We start from the raw sequence: 18,726 nt of genomic DNA on the forward strand, positions 1-18,726 counted from the left end.
ATGTTTGTCGTACCAATATTGTTCAAGAAGCATGGCAACGTGGCCAAGAGTTGACTATTCATGGTTGGGTATACGGTTTAGCGAACGGTCACTTAAATGATTTAGAGTCAGTGGTGACGTGTGCTGATGAAGTAACCGATACTTACAAAAGTGCGGCATTAAAAGTATTTGATCGCTACCTTGGGGAAAAGTAATTCCGATGTATGTTAACAAGCGAGTTAAGAGTGTTTTAACCCGCTTGTTAGAACTGTCAATTTAGAGCCGTTTTGATGTTTTTCGTTTGCGGTATTGCAGTGGTGTCTCAAAGGTAAAATTATGAAAGGCGTGACAAAAGTGAGCGTGATCATAATAACCACACTGTAAGGCTATTGCTGTTACAGGTATTTGACTGTCAGCGAGCAGAGTGCGTGCGGATTTGAGTCGATAAAACTGTTGCAGTTGAGCTGGACTCACTCCTGCTTCTTTTTTTAAGCGACGTTCAAGCGTTCGTCGTGTGAGCCCGAGTTGTTTACTTACAGCCGTTGCAGAGTCATTAAGTTGAATAAGTTGCTTGATGACCTTCAGCGTTTTGTTTTCAACCAGTTGCTTACTCATAGCTTGGCTTAGTAGCCATTGTTCTAGTAAATATAATTGGCTGAGCAATGGATTATTTTGCATTTTTTCAACACACGAGAGTAAGCTGTTATACCAGCTAGGGGTAAAATCGTAGCCTAGTAGGTAATTAGCTTCAGCTAATTCGTGTAAGGTTATGCCTAATAAGTGATAAGCCCCAGAAGGTGCAAAGCGAACACTTATTAAATATTCTTGATCACTAAACGTTTTTGCTACCGTGTGACGATTAAAAGCAAAGCTAACGATGGGTTCATCGTGGCTTAAATCAATTGTTAAGCTTGCGCCAGCATCGGGATAGAGTTTCTCATTAAATAGCTGTGCGGTTTGCGTATTTTGCGAACCTATTTTCCAATAGCACTGCACCCAATCAGCTAAGCGTTGATCGGGTAAGAACTTTTGAAATTTCAGGTGGGGCAATGGATCATTTAACAATAAAATAGCCATATGCTTAACCTTGGTTACTCAGTCGTAATTGCGCTTTCTTCGGCGCGTAGAGTGAGTACTTCATAGCCATCAGCGGTGACGGCAATAGTATGCTCCCACTGAGCAGAGAGCTTTTTATCACGGGTAACCACAGTCCAACCATCGGGTTTGGTTTTTATTTTTGCCGCACCTTGGTTGATCATAGGTTCAATGGTAAAGGTCATGCCTTGTTTGAGTTCAACGCCAGTATTGCGTTTACCATAATGTAAAACTTGTGGCTCTTCATGCATTTGCTCGCCGATACCGTGGCCGCAATATTCACGAACTACGCTGTAACCATTACTATGCGCAAAGTTTGCGATGGCATTGCCAATATCACCGAGTCTCACCCCTGGTTTAACCATCTTGATACCTTGCCACATCGCTTCATAGGTTTTATCAACTAAGCGCTTTGCTAGTGGAGACACTTCACCCAGCATATACATTTTGCTGGAATCGGCGATGTAACCGTTTTTCTCAAGCGTAATATCGATATTAACAATATCGCCTGATTTTAATATTCGCTTAGGATCTGGAAACCCATGGCAGACTACTTCATTAACTGAACTGTTTAACACATAAGGATAATCGTATTGACCTTTACTGGCTGGTCGCGCGGCAAGTTCATCAACAATATAACGCTCCACTAAATCATTAATTTCCATAGTGGTGATACCGATTTTTACTTGCTCGTCTAAATAGGCAAACACTTGTGCAAGTAATCGGCCTGACTCACGCATTAAAGCGATTTGTTCAGGTGTTTTGATAATGATTTCACTCATGAATAGGTTCTCCAACTTGCACATCTGCTTGTGAGAGTTGTTGTTTAATGATTTCGGCGTAAGTCATGGTTGGGTTAAGTTCGGCTAACATGCCGATTTTTATCCAGTATTCAGATTGCGAATTGATTGAACGCACCATAGTGGTACTGGCTTTGCGTATTTCTTCGTGGAGTTGGTCGCTAATTTTTACGATACCCATAACACTGCCTATATATAAAACGTATATGAATCGTATATACATGTGCCTGTAATTGCAAGCATGCAGCTTGACTAGAAATAAAAAAGGCAGCTAATTTAGCTGCCTAACAAGTTATACTGTGGTGCTCGATTATTGGCCATCTTCACTGTCTTTAGCAACCAGCTGTTGCTCAAGTAACGCGACTTTAGCTTCTAATTCAACAAGCTTTTCACGGGTACGAATAAGCACTTGGCTTTGTACATCAAACTCTTCGCGGCTGACAAAGTCCATCTCAGCAAGCTTGTTTTGAATCGCCTGTTTGGTTTTTGCTTCAAACGTATCTGCAAGGTTTTTAACGCCTTGTGGCATATTACTTGAAATCTGTTTGGCTATTTCTTCAATCTTTGCTGGGTTGATCATGTTCGTCCCTTACTGTCGCTAAAATGATAATAGCTAATATTACCTTATTGGCTAGGCGTATTGTAGTGATTACGTTAAAATTGCCCGTCTTTATGCAATCTCTTTGGTCGATATGAAACTCAATCCTAAACAAGATGAAGCGGTAAAATATATTAGTGGCCCATGCCTAGTATTAGCTGGGGCGGGATCCGGAAAAACCCGTGTAATTACTAATAAAATCGCTTACTTAGTACAGAAATGTGAGTATCAAGCTCGTAATATCGCTGCTGTTACCTTTACCAATAAAGCCGCAAAAGAGATGCGTGAACGGGTTTTTCAAACCTTAGGAAAAAAGGAGTCTAAGGGACTGTGGGTTTCGACCTTTCATACCTTAGGGCTAGAAATCATTAAAAAAGAGCTTAAAACACTGGGCTTTAAACCCGGTTTTTCATTATTTGATGATCAAGATACCAATCAATTATTGGGCGATCTAACAGAAGACGAGCTTAAAAAAGACAAAGATTTGCTCAATCTATTAAAGATGCAAATCGGCAGTTGGAAGAACGAACTGATTTTGCCTGAGCAAGCGATCCGCGAGGCTCGAGAGCCACAAAAAGCGTTATTTGCGCAGTTATATGCCCGTTATCAAACCCAGTTACGTGCTTACAATGCCTTGGATTTTGATGATCTGATCATGATCCCAACGATATTACTCACCACTAATGCCACCTCACGGGAGCGTTGGCAGCAACGGTTTCGCTATTTGCTGGTGGATGAGTATCAAGATACCAATACCAGCCAATATCAATTAGTTAAGTTGCTTGTGGGTGAGCGAGCTCGCTTTACTGTGGTAGGTGATGACGACCAATCAATTTATTCATGGCGTGGCGCGCGACCGCAAAACTTAGTGTTGTTGAGTAAGGATTTTCCGGGCCTACGACTAATTAAGCTTGAGCAAAACTACCGCAGTGCTGGGCGAATTCTAAAAGCGGCCAATATTTTGATCGCCAATAACCCCCATGAGTTTGAGAAAAAGCTATTTAGTGAACTTGGTTATGGTGAGCCGATCAAAGTGATTGGCTGTCGTGATGAAGAGCACGAATCAGAGCGTGTAGTCGCAGAGATCATCTCGCATAAGTTTATGAAGCGCACCAGCTATAAAGACTACGCTATTTTGTACCGTGGTAATCATCAAGCCCGTGGTTTTGAAAAATCACTAATGAGCAACCGTATTCCGTATAAAATTAGTGGCGGTACCTCGTTTTTTTCACGCTCTGAAATTAAAGACATCATGGCGTATTTACGCTTATTAGTGAATCAAGATGACGATAACGCATTTTTACGCATTGTGAATACACCGCGACGTGAGATTGGCACCGTGACCCTTGAAAAGCTGGGTACTTTAGCCAATGAAAAACACGCTAGTTTATTTGCCACTTGCTTTGATAATGACTTAGGTTATCGCTTAAAAGGGCGTGGCTTAAACTCATTGGCAGGCTTTGCCCGTTGGGTGGTAGAGCTTTCAGATAATGCGGTGCGCGGCGATACCCTTGAAGCGGTAAAAGACTTAGTACGGCAAATCAATTACGAAGCCTATTTATACGAGTCATCACCCAGTGCCAAAGCTGCAGAAATGCGTATGAAGAACGTGTCTGAGTTATATCGCTGGATCACTGATATGCTCACCGGAGATGCCGATAATCCACCGCTAACGCTTGCAGAAGTGGTTAGCAAGCTTACTCTGCGTGACATGCTGGAGCGCAACGAAGAAGAAGATGAAGCCGATGCCGTGCAATTACTAACGTTACACGCATCTAAAGGTTTGGAATATCCGTATGTGTTTATGGTCGGCATGGAAGAGGGCTTATTGCCGCATCAAGTGAGTATTGATGAAGAAAACGTTGATGAAGAGCGTCGCCTAGCGTATGTAGGTATTACCCGCGCGCAGCAAGAGCTGACCATGACCTATGCGAAAATTCGTCGCCAATTTGGTGAAACCTCACAAACCGAGCTGAGCCGATTTGTACAAGAGCTACCGCAAGATGATCTGGCTTTTGAAAATAAAAAAGCGCCAAATACGCAGGCTGAACGGATGGAAAAAGGTCAAGCGCGAGTCGCTAATCTCCGTGCGATGTTGAAAAAGCCAGAGTAACTGGCTTGTGCTTAGCTTAATAGTTGCTCGATAGTGGGGGCTGCGGCTATGACAGTGGTGCTATCAATTGCATGCTGCTTACCAATGAATAGCAATAACCCATGACTGTCGAGCAAGGCTCTATAATTGAGAATAGAAGGGCCTTTGGCAATTACTTTAACGTGTTTTATCTTCGTAATTGCAAGTACACCTTGCAGTTGTAAATCAAAGCTTTTTTGTTGTAATACCCGCTTGCTGAAAGTAGAGCTAAGTAGCAAATAATCAAAGTTAAGCTCGCAAAGTAAATTAAGTTCGCAACGATCTTTGGCAAAATCATTTAAACCAATCGAGTAACCCAGCTCATTGAGCATTTTTAAATTACTAATTTGGACTGCCGAAGCGTAACGGATCTCTTGTTCATTAAATAATAAACAAATTTGTTTTTTTATATTGTGGCTTTGCAGTGTTTGGCATAATGCTTGAAATTCAATTTTTTCGAGCAATAAGCCAGAACAAGGAAATAACACTTTATCCAACTTTGCCGTTTGGATCTGCTGGCAGGCTTTAGTCAATAGTTGCAATTCAACTTCGAGTTGTTGTGCTTTATCTGCGGCAAATTTCTTTAATACTTCAAAACTGGTGCTACCAAGTACTGGGTGTTCGCCATATGCTTCAAGTAATGACTCTGGCTGATGTTGCTCGTCAACAGTGATGATCTCAGAGCAGCGAAAGTGCATTGGTAACGAGTCTAAATGATGACTCGTTTCTAATTCGTATGGGCTGGTACCGGCGCTGAGTAATGGGTGATAAAACTCAAAGCGGCTACGGCCTGCATTTTTTGCATAATACATAGCAGCATCAGCGTCACGGATAATTTCATCTGTATGTTTATAGCTTGTTTTAGAGTAGGTGATACCTACGCTTGCACCGCTTTGTACACAAATTCCTTTCATACAAAATGGCTTTTTCATTAATTCAATTAAGCGTTTAGCTACATCTTCAGCTTGCTGACGATCGGTTAAGTGGGTTAGTAGAATAACAAATTCATCGCCCCCTAAGCGCGCCAGTAAATCATGTTCACGAATGCACTGCGAAAATGATTCACTAACACCAATTAAAAATTGATCACCTGCTTGGTGGCCTAGTTGATCGTTAATATCCTTAAACTTATCCAAATCGATAAACAGTACCGCAAACTGTTGTTCAGGGTAGCGTTGATAATGTTGTAAGGTTTTTTCTAGTTGCGTTAAAAACAAACTACGATTAGGCAATTCAGTTAACGGATCGTGATGGGCATCATGATAAAGCTGTTGCTCTATTTTTTTACGTTCTTCAATTTGCATTTGTAAATGCATATTGGTTTGGCGAATTTCTTTGGTTTTTTCAGCAACCCGATGCTCTAACTGCTGGTGACTCTGTTTTAAGGCTTGTGCGGCTAAATGAGCTTGTAAAACGGTGGCAATCTGATGCGAAACAAAGGTAATCAGCTCAAAATCGTCTTGATCAAAAACATGATTATTATTATATGCTTGGCAAGTGATCAGACCAATAACGCCTTGTGCTGTTTTAAGTGGTGCACCTAACCAACTGGTTGCTGAGTGTGAGTCAGCGTAGGGTTCGGGACGTTCTACTTCGCCAGATTTGCGTAGTTTCTCTGCACGGGCTGAGTCAATTAATTGAGTTTGTTCGGTGCGTAATACCAGCTCACTGTAACCTTTTGCGAAAGGGCGAGGTTTAGTATTTTCGTTAAACTCATCCACACAATACGGGAAGTTTAACCAACCGGTTTCTTTATCGTATAAGGCTATATACAGGTTTTTAGCGTAAGTTATTGATTTTATTATCTCATGTACTTGTAGATAGACTTCATCAATGTGCTTTGTTTGTGTTGCTAATTCTGAAATCTTAAACAGGATATGCTGCCGCGCTAGAGTTTTTTTATGTTGTTCTACTTCAAGATTAAGTGCTTCATTACTTTGTGTTAAGGCGCGGGTTCTAATTTTAACTTCTGATTCTAGTAGTTCGCGTTTTTTTACCCGCTCAATCGCTGTCGACAAATACAACGACATTACTTCTAGGAGTTCAATTTGTTGCTCAGAGTAACTTTGCTTCTTATCATAACTTTGGGCAACTAATACACCAATAATGCTTTGCTCTCTGTATACCGGTACCCCAACCCAATGTTCTGCGGGCGAACCAAGCACCTTAAAGAGCCCTTTATCCGCAGCGGCTTGCATCTCTTCACCTTGGAAGTAGGTGGTTTTGCCTTGTTTAAACACATAGCCAGTCACACCTTGCAGAAAGTTGTGATCTTGATTTAGGGGGACCGAAATACCATCTTTTTCATCGGCAAAGTAAGATAATTCAAGGGTGTTGCTAAATTGATTTAATAGCACCACGTAAAAGCTTTTACTTGGTACATAATCTTGCAAAATATCGTGAATAGCAGGGTAAAGTAGCGTTAATTCGGCAACAGAGCTGGCTTGCTCTGATAATTGGATCAGGGCATTTTGTAAGTGGTGTGATTGCTTATACTTTTGGACTAAAGCTTTTAAACGACGATTTTTATGCTCTAGCTTATGTAATAAGGCCGCTATATCTTCCAATGACAGTAACCGATTTTTATTATTGTATATTTATTGGGCTTATATTTTCACTTTTTCGGTGAATCGTCAAGCGGACAATAGTATTAGAAAAGGATAATAATAAATAATGATAAAGGTAGGGATGTTTTATTATTGATAATAAAAAAGGCTGATTTAAATCAGCCTTTATAAAAATACAGTACAGTATTAAGTATTACTTTTTGCTCATGAAATCAATGGCTGCTTGTAGCTCATCATCTGAACAATCCATGCATGTACCTTTTGGTGGCATCGCATTAAAACCATTAATTGCATGATTTAAAAGAGTATCTGCGCCTTTAGCTAAGCGTGGAGCCCAATCATCAGCTGACTTTGGAGCACCGAGTGCGCCAGTACCATGGCATGCAAAACACGCCGCTTGGTAAACTTGTTCACCAGTACGAGGACCTGTTGGCACTTCAGCAACGGCTGCTTTATCGCCTTCAAAGTAAACGGCACCAATCGGTGCGATACGTTTTTTGATCGCATCTTCAGTCATAGAGTTATCATATGGCTGTGCGTATGCGGTGGTTGCTAGCAATAATAATGCAGCTGATAGTTTTTTCATTTTGCCTTGCTCACTTCGATTTGAACGTGATCAATCACGATAGATGACGGAATTTAGAACGATTATAACGCTTAGCCGCAATTTATAAAACGCCGTGAGCTGTTTTTATTTTGAAAAAACGACATTTTTTGCGCCAGCGCAAAAAATGTCGTTTAAAAACTCAGTAATTGTTCACTCATGGTTTAACACATTTTAATGACAGCTTTGACGAGTTTCTCTATGCCTGCATCGGCCTCTAAAATAGATTGTGCCAACATATAAGCTGGTGTACTTATTAATTTATGTTGCTCATCAATTACAATCTCATCGACGGCACATTCAACATGGTGCGCGCCAAGACTCTTTAGTGCATCAGCAGTATCAGCATCATTACCTATTGTTGCTTTAACTCCACTCCCGTAGATCAGAGGGATCATGGCGGGTGCTATACACATATAACCTGCCGCTTTGTTGGCATCAGCAAATGCTTTACCGACGCGAAGCATTTCAGTGTTCAATTGTGCTTGCGCACCTTTGACAGCAAAGTCACAGAGATTTTTCGCGGCGCCAAAGCCACCAGGGACAATTAACGCATCAAAATCATTAACGTCCAATAGCGATAGCGTCTTAATATCACCTCTGGTAATTCGCGCCGCTTCTACCAGCACGTTTCGGTTTGGCTGCATATCCTCACCACTGAGGTGATTAATGGTATGCAACTGCTCTATGTCAGGAGCAAAACATTGGTAGCTTGCGCCAGCTTTAGCAATATGTAATAAGGTTAATACAGCTTCGTTGATCTCCGCACCGTCATAAACTCCACAACCTGCTAAAATTACAGCTATTTTTTTCATATTATTGACTCTTATTTATGTTTCATAAAATTAGTTTAGCACGGCTTTTTAGTGGTCGTCGTGACCTTTGTAAGATCATTTTATGATCTCAATTGTGATCAATTAAATATTATTTTTATTGGTCAATTCTCTTGAGGGTGAGTAAAAGCGCGCTATATGCTTTTTTAAAAGTTGGCTAAGAGGAAAAAATTATAAAGGATCACTATGATCTTTGATCCATTGTGATAGAATGCTCGTCCGGTTATTTATAAGGGATGAATTAACCGTTGTTCGTTGTACCAAATTTGTACCAAAAAGCAAAATGAAGGGAAGCGATAAAATGCTTTTCCACATTGCTATAAAAATAATAAAAAAAGAACCTCGTATTATCTTTTTTAAACAAAACATACACTTAATCTTTTTCTAAGTAATTTTTAATTACTTTGGAGGGATAGTTTGTGGGTGTTATCTACATAGTTATCCACAGCTTGCTCTTATTTGGCTGGTCAAACAAAGCTTAATTGGCAGTCGTTTTATGTGTGTCCTTATGGCATGCTTACAATTATTTCGTTTTCTCTCATTTAGGATCCAATTACACCATGGCTCAGATCCCTGAAAATCCACTTATTTTAGTTGATGGCTCTTCCTACTTATTCCGTGCATATCATTCACCACCGCATTTAACTAACTCTAAAGGTGAAGCAACCGGCGCCATTTATGGCGTTGTAAATATGATGAAAAGCCTGATAAAACAATATAATCCTAGCCATATGGTGGTGGTTTTTGATGCTAAAGGTAAAACCTTCCGTAACGATATGTACAGTGAGTACAAGGCGAATCGTCCACCGATGCCGGATGACTTACGTACACAAATAGCGCCGCTGCATAACATTATTAAAGCGATGGGTTTTCCGCTGATCAGCATTGAAGGTGTTGAAGCAGATGACGTAATTGGCACGTTTGCACGGATCGCGTCAGAGCAACAGCGCCATGTACTGATCTCAACTGGCGATAAAGATATGGCTCAGCTAGTAAATGAGCACGTCACCTTGATCAATACTATGACTGACAGCATCTCAGATCCTGTGACTGTTGTAGAGAAGTTTGGCGTAGGGCCTGAACTTATAATCGACTACCTAGCATTAATGGGCGATAAAGTAGATAACATTCCGGGTGTCGATGGCTGTGGTCCTAAAACGGCGGTTAAGTGGTTACAGAAATACGGATCATTGCAAGGTGTACTAGATCACGCTGATGAGATCAAAGGTAAGATCGGTGAAAAGTTGGCTGCAGCGGTTGCTCATTTACCGCTAAGTTATGAACTGGCGACGATTAAATGTGATGTTGAGGTTGAATCAGATCTAGATACTTTCAAACTACAAGAACCTAATCGTGACGAATTAATCGCTTTGTATGGTGAATGCGAGTTCCGCCGTTGGTTGGCAGAACTACTTGATAACCCTAAAGATACCGATACCCACTTAGCGGTGCCAAGTGAAGCGAATGAATTACCAAGCGTTGCAGACGCCCATTATGAGACCATCCTGAGCGAAGCACAATTAGATACGCTTGTTGAACAGCTGAATAATGCCGAGTTATTTGCTTTTGATACCGAAACAACCAGTCTTGATTATATGCAAGCGCAACTTGTAGGTATGAGCTTTGCTGTAACAGCGGGTGAAGCCGTGTACTTGCCAATTGCCCACGATTACCCAGGCGCGCCAGAACAATTAAGCTTAGAGACGGTAATGGCGAAGATTGGGCCAATATTAGCGGATGAAAACAAAGCGAAAGTAGGGCAAAACCTTAAATACGATAAAAGCGTATTAGCCAATGCCGGTTTTGAGCTTAAAGGAATTAAGTTCGATACTATGCTTGAATCTTATGTGTTCAACAGTGTTGGCACGCGCCATGATATGGATTCGTTAGCACTTAAATACTTAGGCCATAAAAATATCAGCTTTGAAGATATTGCTGGCAAAGGCAAAAAACAGCTGACTTTCAATCAAATTGAACTTGAAAAAGCCGCGCCGTATGCTGCTGAAGATGCTGATATTACACTGCGTTTGCACCAAGTGTTGTGGCCTAAAATCGAAGCAGACGATAAGCTTAAATCGGTATTTGAAGAAATTGAACTGCCACTGCTGAGTGTTATTTCAGATATTGAGCGTACCGGTGTAGCAATAGATAGTAAAATGCTAGCGGCACATAGCCAGCGTTTAGGTGAGCGCCTCATTGAGCTGGAAAAAGAAGCCCATGAAATTGCGGGTGAACCATTTAACTTAAGCTCACCAAAGCAATTACAAGTATTACTGTTTGAAAAGCTTGAACTGCCCGTTATTAAAAAAACGCCAAAAGGCGCACCTTCAACGGCTGAAGAAGTGCTGCAAGAGTTAGCTCACGATTATCCATTGCCAAAAGTGATCATCGAGCACCGTGGTTTATCTAAGCTTAAATCGACTTACACCGACAAGCTGCCATTAATGGTTAATGAGCAAACTAATCGCGTGCATACTTCTTACCATCAAGCGGTAACGGCGACAGGGCGTTTAAGCTCGACCGATCCAAATTTACAGAATATTCCAATCCGTTCAGAAGAGGGGCGTCGTATTCGTGAAGCCTTTATCGCTGCCGATGGTTATAAAATTGTCGCTGCCGATTATAGCCAAATCGAACTGCGTATTATGGCGCATTTATCGCAAGATAAAGGCTTACTCAGTGCCTTTGCCAATGGTCTTGATGTACACAGTGCAACTGCCGCAGAAGTGTTTGGTGTTGCTTTAGACGACGTAACTACCGATATGCGTCGTAAAGCCAAAGCGGTTAATTTTGGTTTAATTTATGGCATGTCGGCATTTGGTTTAGCGCGTCAACTTGATGTGCCACGCCATGAAGCACAGCACTATATTGATAAATATTTTGAGCGTTTCCCTGGTGTGCTTGAGTATATGGAATCAACCCGAGAGAAAGCGGCTGAGAACGGCTACGTTGAAACTATCTTTGGTCGTCGTCTACATTTACCGGAGATCAATGCCCGTAATGGCGCTCGTCGTAAAGGGGCGGAGCGTGCTGCAATCAATGCACCAATGCAAGGCACTGCGGCAGACATCATCAAAAAAGCTATGCTAACGGTAAATAAATGGGTGTATGAACAAGCACCGAGTACCGTTAAGTTACTAATGCAAGTGCACGATGAATTGGTATTTGAAATCAAAACTGAGTGTGTTGAGCAATATACAGCAGAGATTTGTCAATTAATGTCTGATGCTGCGAAATTAGATGTGCCTTTGGTCGTTGAAGCCGATAGTGGTGATAACTGGGAGCAAGCCCACTAATCGTTACATCTTTGCATCAATAAATATCAGCGTGGCTGCACTGTGTGCAGCCACGTTTTTTTAGGTCTGAGGAAACAGTGCTAAGAACCGTCTTTGCTGGTTTTCGGTGAGATGTTGATTGAGTAATTGCGCGATCTTTTGCTCGGCTTGCTGAGGATCATTTTGTTGTTTTAACAGCACAATTTGTTGTTGTAATTGCTCGCTAAGCGTTTGCCACTGTAGGCGTTGCTGTTGCAATGCAATTAATCGTGTTGCGGCGGCATCACCAAACTCAGCTGCAAGTTGATTGTAATCTTGCTGCTGCAATGCGCCTTTATAGCTGCCATTTAATTGTTGTAACTGTTGCGATGGTTGCAATGATTGTGTGATCTCATCAGGTTGCTCGGCGTCAAGATTAGCTAACAGCTGTTGCTTCAGATCCTTAGTTAAACTGCTATCAGTATTGATGGCTAATTTGGCGATTGTATAACGTTGCCACTGATTATCATCAGCAAAGAGCAAAGCAATTTCAGTCTCGCTAAAATAGCGCTGCTGAAAAGCAATCATTTCAGCTAATTGTTCACTAAGTGGTAAATGAACGAGTTGTTGCTGTAGCTGTGCAAGTGCGATTTTAAAGCTGAGATAGCGGTTAAATAGCTCACTGTTTTGTTGGCAAGGCGCCAATTTATGGCACTGTTGTTGCGCTTGCGAAGCGGTAAATTCACCGGACTCTTGGGAGGCTAAAATAATGTGGTCAAACACGTTATCAATTGCCTCAGGGGTATCTATCTGCGGTGGCGTTGTAGCTACTTGCTGCGCTGGGTTAGATAAATAAATTAGCACGCAGCTAGCGACAGTAATCGCTAGCACTAGGCTGAATAACCTCTTCATTATTTACAGGCCTAAATTTTTCAAGCGATTAGCATGTTGACGATAGACAGTCAGCGGATCCGTTTCAAATAAATGATGGAAGCCAATCATTTGGTTTACTTCGTCAAGATGGTTCATCCGATAATTATCTTTTAAAACATAACCTAAATGACTGCTACAGCGTGACACTAAACCGTCATCGTCGCCTGGGATCAGCAGTGAGGTCAGCGCTAATGCAGCATCTGATGGGTCAAATATATTTGTTAAAGTGCGAGTGCCACTCCAAGAAAAGTAATACACCCCGTTATTTGCACGCATAGCACCTTGTTGGCACTGTGATGCCGGTAAACCCTCAGGGAATTGCTGATTAAATGCCAGCGCGCCCTCAGTGGTTAAACTTTGCAAAGCACCAATTGCATCTTGTGGTAACTGGTTATTGCCTGAAAGTAAGGCGATTAGGCTACCAAAAGCATCAAACGCGGTTTTTGCTACACCTTCAAGTGTAGAACCGGGAGTTAGTCCTTCTCGGACGACATCTGCCACTGGACTGCCAAAATTCACCCCACCAACACTGGTCGCAGAAGCGACTAAATCAGGGCGTAAAGAGGCCACATAGCGAATACTTTGTGCTCCTTGGCTGTGACCAATTAGGTTTACTTTGGTAGCGCCTGTGAGTGCGATAATTTGTTCAACTTGCTGCAGTAATTGCTCGCCGCGTTGTTCAGAGCTATTCAGCGAGGATACGGCTGTCACATAAACCTGTGCACCGTCTCTGCTCAGGCTTGCGGGCACCCGATAAAAGTAATCAACCCCTAAAACATCGTCAAAGCCCATTAAGCCATGGGCTAACACAATGGGATATTTTGTTTGGGTGTAGCCGGCATTCGCAGTATTACAGAAGACAAAGAGTAAACTACATAGGAATAACATAATTATTTTTTTCATGGTCTGTGCTCATTTATTGTGTGTGTTTTTGATCACTTTTGAGCTGCTTAAACAATTCAAAAGCGGTGGAGTTTTTATTCTAATAAGTTAATAGAACAAATTTTGAGCACACAATCAATGTTAATATTAGGTTAATTTAAAATGCAATTTGTAGCTTTCGTTATATGTTTATCAATTCTGCCGGTTAGTACCTGTATTTAGTTTATTTCTTATTATTAGTTTGCTAAAGTCCGCGCGTCCTCATCCTGTAGGACATCCTGTTGATGATGCACTCGAAAGGGTGCAACGTATTGATAGCTTCTCCCCAGTTTGCTATACCGACCCAGTATTCATTTACTGGGTTGTTTTTTATTTCCCACCATTGCACTTCACCCTATCAGTGCTAACATCAATATAATTCTCATTATCGAAGGAATGCGTTATGTTTAAAACTATGGCTGTGGCCACTTTGTCTCTTTCTAGCTTGCTGTTGGCACCTATTGCTAATGCTGCATGGCATGTTAATAATGATCAAAGTAAAGTGAGCTTTATTTCGATTAAATCAAATAGCATCGCAGAAACACATTATTTTAAAACGGTTTCAGGTGGTTTATCTGATGAAGGGCAATTCAAAGTAGAAATTGACTTGGCATCCGTTGAAACGATGATCCCAATCCGTAATGAACGCATGACAAACTTGTTATTTGAAACCGCTAAATTCCCTAAAGCAATTATCACTGCTGATTTAACTAAGCGCTTACAAGCCATTGCACCGGGTCAGCACTTATTAAAAGGTATTAGTGCCGAGCTTGATTTTCATGGTAATAAAAAGGCCATTAAATTTGATGTGTTAGCTAATATGTCGCCAATGGGTGATATCACCATCTCATCGCTTAGCCCAATCATTATTAATGCCAGTGACTTTGCTGTAACAGAAGGCATTGCTCAGCTACAAAAATTAGCGGGCTTACCGTCAATTGCAACGGCTGTTCCAGTAGATTTTTCTTTAACGCTAAATAAAGATAGATAATGCAAAGCTTGCCTGAGCTTGCCAAATTACTTGAGCAACCAGGTAAACCTTTTGCCGATTGGCAGCCACAACATTGCGGTGAGTTGCCAATTCAAATCAATCAACAAGGCGAATGGTTTTACGCAGGAAGTAAAATTAATCGCCTTGCCATGGTTAAGCTATTTGCCTCGGTGCTTTGTAAAGAGCAGGGGACGTATTATTTAAAAACACCCGTTGAAAAAATAGCTATCACAGTATGTGATGCGCCTTTTATTATTGTTGATTGGTGTTTTGAAATGACCGAGCAAGGCCAAGTAATGTGCTGCATTGATAATTTAGCGCGTACTTGGTTAATTACGCCATTACAACCTATTGTGGTGCAGGATTACCAAGGGCAAGCTGTGCCATATATCCAATTACCGCATGGTTGTAGTGCGCGAGTTTCTAGAAGTGTGTTTTATCAGTGGGCTGAAATAGCCGATGCTGATCAGCAAGGCTATTTCGTTCAATCTGCGGGCCAGCGTTTTTACTTAGACGTGTGATTAAGCATCTGACTCAGGCGTTTGTTCAGCATCAGTAGGTGGTATTGCAACGATTGGCCCAAGGAACCACTCATCTAATTTCTTAGCAACTTCAGGTAGTCCTGTGCCTTTTAACGATGAAAATGCATGAACGGTAATATCACCTTCTAAAGTGCTTAATTCACGGCGAACTTGTAAAACTTGCGCTTTACGAGCACCTTGCTTTAGTTTGTCTGCTTTAGTTAACAATGCCAATACTGGAATTTCACTGCCAATTGCCCAGTTAATTAAGTCGCGGTCTAAATCTTTAAGAGGATGACGAATATCCATTAGTACAACGATACCTTTTAAACTTTGACGTTTTTGTAGGTATTCGCCTAATGACTTTTGCCATTTCTTTTTCATCTCGATTGGCACCTTAGCAAAACCATAGCCAGGTAAATCAATGAGACGCATATTATCAACGTCGGCTAATTCAAATGTATTGATCAGCTGGGTACGACCTGGGGTTTTACTGGTACGAGCCAGTTTTTGGTCTGTTAAAGCATTTAGGGCACTCGATTTACCGGCGTTGGAGCGGCCAGCAAAGGCAACTTCAATTCCCGTATCAGTAGGTAATTTAGTGATATCTGGCGCGCTGGTTACGAACGACGCAGTGTTATATTTGATACGAGATTTGAGCACAGGCTCTCCTAGAAACTTAATTAAGTATTACAGCGAGTAAACTTTACTTAATTAAAGTTCACTTAAGAGGCGCATTTTATACTATTACTACACTATTAAAAAGCGGATTTGGACGAAGATCGCAGCCTAAAATAAACTAAAACGGTAGCTCTAAAGCTTAATCTAGGTCAAAACCCTATAATTTATAAGTTTAATATGAGTAGAAAACGTGCCAGAGAATTTATTATCGTGTAGAATATATAAATCACAACATCCATATTGTAGATGATACAGGGTCGGAAACAGAGAATTCACCATGAAAAAAATAGCACTATCTTTAACAATATTGCTTGGTGCGTTGTCAGCAAGCAACGCAACAGCATTTGATGGCGATGTAAACGCAGGTAAAGAAAAATCAGCAACGTGTGCGGCTTGTCACGGCCCAGACGGTAATGCGCCGGTTAATATCTACCCGAAGATTGCAGGTCAACACGCAGATTACATTTATAAGCAACTTGTCGATTTGAAATCAGGTATGACTTCAGGTGGTAAAGAAGGTCGTATGGACCCTGTCATGAGCGCAATGGCAATGCCATTAAGCGATCAAGACATGAAAGATGTAGCTGCTTATTTTTCGTCGCTTAACATGTCAGAAGGTGCTACACCTAAAGATGTCGTTGAAGTTGGCGCAATGCTTTATAAAGCAGGTGATGCAGAGCGTGGTATTCCAGCATGTGCTGCATGTCATGGTCCGCGTGGCAATGGCTCATCATTAGCTAAATTTCCAAAAATCTCTTTTCAACATCCTGAATACATCAAGTCACAACTTGAAAAATTCCGTGATGGTGCACGCCACAATGATTTAAATGGCATGATGCAAGATATTGCGAAGAAACTAACAGATAAAGATATCGAAGTACTATCACAGTACCTAGGTGGACTACACTAAAGTAGTATAGATTAATTGTATTATTAATACTAAACTCCATATTAGTTACAAAAAGCAGCGTACGCTGCTTTTTTTGTATTTGTAATTTGTCGATATTACCATTCTATTTGTGAGACATTGACCATGTCTGACTGTAAGCCAAATCTTATTTTTATTTTTGTTTTTATCATAACCTACTGTAATTTAATGTTTTCACAATGTTGCAATTTATGTTGTGTAAGAAAACTTATATAAATTAGTTGTAACAAAATTATTAATGCGTAAATTAACCCCTGTCGCTGAAACAATAAGAACAAAATGGACTAAACTACACGGAAAGTAGTGTGACGTGATTATCGGGGATAAGGCATCGGTTGATGTCACCGAGGGAATATTAAAAAAGAGTCAATGAAGACCGAGAATAATAAAATCTCATGGAAGTTTAAAATAAAAACAAAATGGAATGTTACACGGAAGGTAAAAATAATAACAACATGGAACAACAAAAATAATAACAATAATAAAGACTAAAAAGTCGAAGGGAGAAGTGTCCAGTTAAATGGCGCTCAGATTAGCAGGCGGTAGAGATGTTTTCTCTACCGCCTTTTTATTTGTCCTGTTACAATAGCCATCGTTTATACTTAAATGTATAAAAAGTGCGCTAGTAGTCGAGTTACCCAACCTCAATCCGCACAAACCGAATTCTTCTGGCAAGGCCAGCATCGCAACGCCACAGTGCGCGTTGTTCAAAACCTCTTAAGTGAGATGATCAAGATATGAGTAGAACTAAAAAGTCACGTAAAATCCCGTCTAACGGTCCTGTTCGTTTAAGCCAAGATAAGCTTAAAGAAATGCGTGCGTTAAAAGAGCAACGTGTTAAAAAAACCAAAGGTGCTAAACCAGGTTCACGTAATTCAGTTGATGCCCTGCAGCCAGAGAGCAAAAGTAATCAGCAACACAAAGACAAGCGTGTTGGCAGTAAAAAGCCAGTACCTTTAATTGCTGTTGCAGCAGAGCCTGTAATTGAGCTTAAACGTAACTTAAAGCCACAAGTTGAGCTGAAAAAAGTGGTTCAACCTGAAATTTCACCAGAGCAAGAGCTAGAAGCGCTAGAAAATGACGAGCGCCTATTAAAACTGGTTGAGCTGCACGAAAGTGGCCAAATGTTAACTGGTAAAGATGCTAAATACTTCAATAGCCGTATTGCTCGTCATCAAGAGTTATGTGAATTACTAGGCATTGAAGATGAAGACGCGGCAGATGAGTTTGATGATGAAGAGTTTAGCGAAGAAGGTAATAGTGATTTTGATCATTACTTGTCGAACGATTTAGCCAATGAATGGTTAGATGACGAGGACGATAAATAATGAACATGATGATCTTAGCTCTGTGTGTTGGCGCTGTGATCATTGCGGGGCTAGCATTCTATGCTGGCCAGTTACTGTATAAACTCAGTGCGCAAAAAAAGCAGATAGCGAAAGAGCAGGCAAAGCAACAAGCAAAGCTTACCCAGTCGCGTTTAGCGCGTAATGCTAAGCTCGCCGATAGTATTCACCTAATTGCTCGTGCGATGCATCAAGAGCAGTGTGAGTTCTCAGAAGGGAGCTTACGTATCTGGGTGCTAATGTCGCAATACAGCTTTACGGATGAGGAAGACCTCCCAGGGCGTTATCCGGGGATATTTGCGATGTATGAAGTCGTTAAAGAAATGCCAACACACGATGCTCGTAAAAAATATTCGAAAAAAGAAATATTTAAACAAGACAGCGCACGCTGGCGTGCAGAAGAAACGCATGCAGAACAAATTAAAGCGGACTGTGAAAAAATTATTGAGGAGTTCAAAGCAGCTCCTGGTAGCGAGAATGTAGTGTTTAATTAAATTCGTGATAGCAAGATAAATGAAAAGCAGACCTAGGTCTGCTTTTGTGT

Annotated in this window: 17 protein-coding genes and 1 pseudogene; 8 read left to right on the forward strand and 10 right to left on the reverse strand. The window is 41.1% G+C overall.

Annotation, left to right across the window (positions count from 1 at the left end):
• Positions 1-194: pseudogene (locus tag V7783_RS19400) on the forward strand (carbonic anhydrase); the annotation flags it as partial.
• Between the two features lie 61 nt (positions 195-255).
• Here V7783_RS19400 and V7783_RS19405 read toward each other — a convergent pair.
• From V7783_RS19405 to ubiK, 4 genes are all read right to left on the reverse strand, one after another.
• On the reverse strand, positions 256-1,056 hold the full coding sequence (locus tag V7783_RS19405) for a helix-turn-helix domain-containing protein (RefSeq protein ID WP_335680133.1): 801 nt from the start codon (positions 1,054-1,056) through the stop codon (positions 256-258).
• Positions 1,057-1,070: 14 nt separating this feature from the next.
• Positions 1,071-1,856: a type I methionyl aminopeptidase gene (gene map / locus V7783_RS19410; RefSeq protein ID WP_335680134.1), complete on the reverse strand. Its 786-nt coding sequence runs from the start codon at positions 1,854-1,856 to the stop codon at positions 1,071-1,073.
• Complete coding sequence (locus V7783_RS19415) at positions 1,849-2,055, reverse strand: ParD-like family protein (protein ID WP_064667339.1); 207 nt, start codon at positions 2,053-2,055, stop codon at positions 1,849-1,851. The genes map and V7783_RS19415 overlap by 8 nt, the downstream gene beginning before the upstream one ends.
• 129 nt (positions 2,056-2,184) lie before the next feature.
• Positions 2,185-2,454 carry a ubiquinone biosynthesis accessory factor UbiK gene (gene ubiK, locus V7783_RS19420; protein ID WP_335680135.1) on the reverse strand — a complete coding sequence of 90 codons (270 nt, stop codon included), beginning with the start codon at positions 2,452-2,454 and terminating at the stop codon, positions 2,185-2,187.
• Between the two features lie 112 nt (positions 2,455-2,566).
• On the opposite strand from ubiK, the gene rep reads away from it, so the two are divergent.
• The gene (rep, locus tag V7783_RS19425) at positions 2,567-4,585 is read left to right on the forward strand and encodes a DNA helicase Rep (protein ID WP_335680136.1); all 2,019 of its coding nucleotides are present in this window, start codon (positions 2,567-2,569) and stop codon (positions 4,583-4,585) included.
• 11 nt (positions 4,586-4,596) lie between these two features.
• Here rep and V7783_RS19430 read toward each other — a convergent pair whose 3' ends face one another.
• From V7783_RS19430 to elbB, 3 genes are all read right to left on the reverse strand, one after another.
• On the reverse strand, positions 4,597-7,170 hold the full coding sequence (locus V7783_RS19430) for a diguanylate cyclase domain-containing protein (RefSeq protein ID WP_335680137.1): 2,574 nt from the start codon (positions 7,168-7,170) through the stop codon (positions 4,597-4,599).
• A gap of 193 nt (positions 7,171-7,363) precedes the next feature.
• Positions 7,364-7,756: a c-type cytochrome gene (locus V7783_RS19435; protein WP_335680138.1), complete on the reverse strand. Its 393-nt coding sequence runs from the start codon at positions 7,754-7,756 to the stop codon at positions 7,364-7,366.
• Between the two features lie 182 nt (positions 7,757-7,938).
• A complete protein-coding gene (gene elbB, locus V7783_RS19440; RefSeq protein WP_335680139.1) occupies positions 7,939-8,589 on the reverse strand; it encodes an isoprenoid biosynthesis glyoxalase ElbB in 651 nt (216 codons plus the stop codon).
• Positions 8,590-9,167: 578 nt separating this feature from the next.
• Here elbB and polA point away from each other — a divergent pair.
• Complete coding sequence (gene polA / locus V7783_RS19445) at positions 9,168-11,903, forward strand: DNA polymerase I (RefSeq protein WP_335680140.1); 2,736 nt, start codon at positions 9,168-9,170, stop codon at positions 11,901-11,903.
• Positions 11,904-11,963: 60 nt separating this feature from the next.
• Here polA and V7783_RS19450 read toward each other — a convergent pair whose 3' ends face one another.
• Entirely contained in the window at positions 11,964-12,773 is an 810-nt protein-coding gene (locus V7783_RS19450; RefSeq protein WP_335680141.1) for a lipase secretion chaperone, read from the reverse strand.
• Between the two features lie 3 nt (positions 12,774-12,776).
• Positions 12,777-13,697 (reverse strand): lipase family alpha/beta hydrolase, encoded by a 921-nt coding sequence (locus V7783_RS19455; RefSeq protein WP_335680142.1) that lies wholly within the window; start codon positions 13,695-13,697, stop codon positions 12,777-12,779.
• 421 nt (positions 13,698-14,118) lie between these two features.
• Here V7783_RS19455 and V7783_RS19460 point away from each other — a divergent pair, with 421 nt between their 5' ends.
• Positions 14,119-14,706 carry a YceI family protein gene (locus V7783_RS19460; protein ID WP_335680143.1) on the forward strand — a complete coding sequence of 196 codons (588 nt, stop codon included), beginning with the start codon at positions 14,119-14,121 and terminating at the stop codon, positions 14,704-14,706.
• Positions 14,706-15,227 carry a DUF1285 domain-containing protein gene (locus tag V7783_RS19465; RefSeq protein WP_335680144.1) on the forward strand — a complete coding sequence of 174 codons (522 nt, stop codon included), beginning with the start codon at positions 14,706-14,708 and terminating at the stop codon, positions 15,225-15,227. The genes V7783_RS19460 and V7783_RS19465 overlap by 1 nt, the downstream gene beginning before the upstream one ends.
• On the opposite strand, the gene yihA is transcribed toward V7783_RS19465, so the two are convergent.
• Positions 15,228-15,890: a ribosome biogenesis GTP-binding protein YihA/YsxC gene (gene yihA, locus V7783_RS19470; protein ID WP_335680145.1), complete on the reverse strand. Its 663-nt coding sequence runs from the start codon at positions 15,888-15,890 to the stop codon at positions 15,228-15,230.
• A 295-nt stretch (positions 15,891-16,185) separates the two neighbouring features.
• On the opposite strand from yihA, the gene V7783_RS19475 reads away from it, so the two are divergent.
• From V7783_RS19475 to V7783_RS19485, 3 genes are all read left to right on the forward strand, one after another.
• Positions 16,186-16,818, forward strand: a complete 633-nt coding sequence (locus V7783_RS19475) for a c-type cytochrome (RefSeq protein WP_335680146.1) — start codon at positions 16,186-16,188, stop codon at positions 16,816-16,818.
• Between the two features lie 755 nt (positions 16,819-17,573).
• Positions 17,574-18,164, forward strand: coding sequence for a Der GTPase-activating protein YihI (gene yihI, locus V7783_RS19480; RefSeq protein WP_335680147.1), 591 nt, complete (start codon positions 17,574-17,576; stop codon positions 18,162-18,164).
• Positions 18,164-18,676 (forward strand): DUF2489 domain-containing protein, encoded by a 513-nt coding sequence (locus V7783_RS19485; RefSeq protein ID WP_442961398.1) that lies wholly within the window; start codon positions 18,164-18,166, stop codon positions 18,674-18,676. Before yihI ends, V7783_RS19485 begins: the two co-directional genes overlap by 1 nt.
• Positions 18,677-18,726 lie beyond the last annotated feature (50 nt).

This window comes from Pseudoalteromonas sp. (assembly GCF_036960685.1).
Taxonomy (GTDB): domain Bacteria; phylum Pseudomonadota; class Gammaproteobacteria; order Enterobacterales; family Alteromonadaceae; genus Pseudoalteromonas.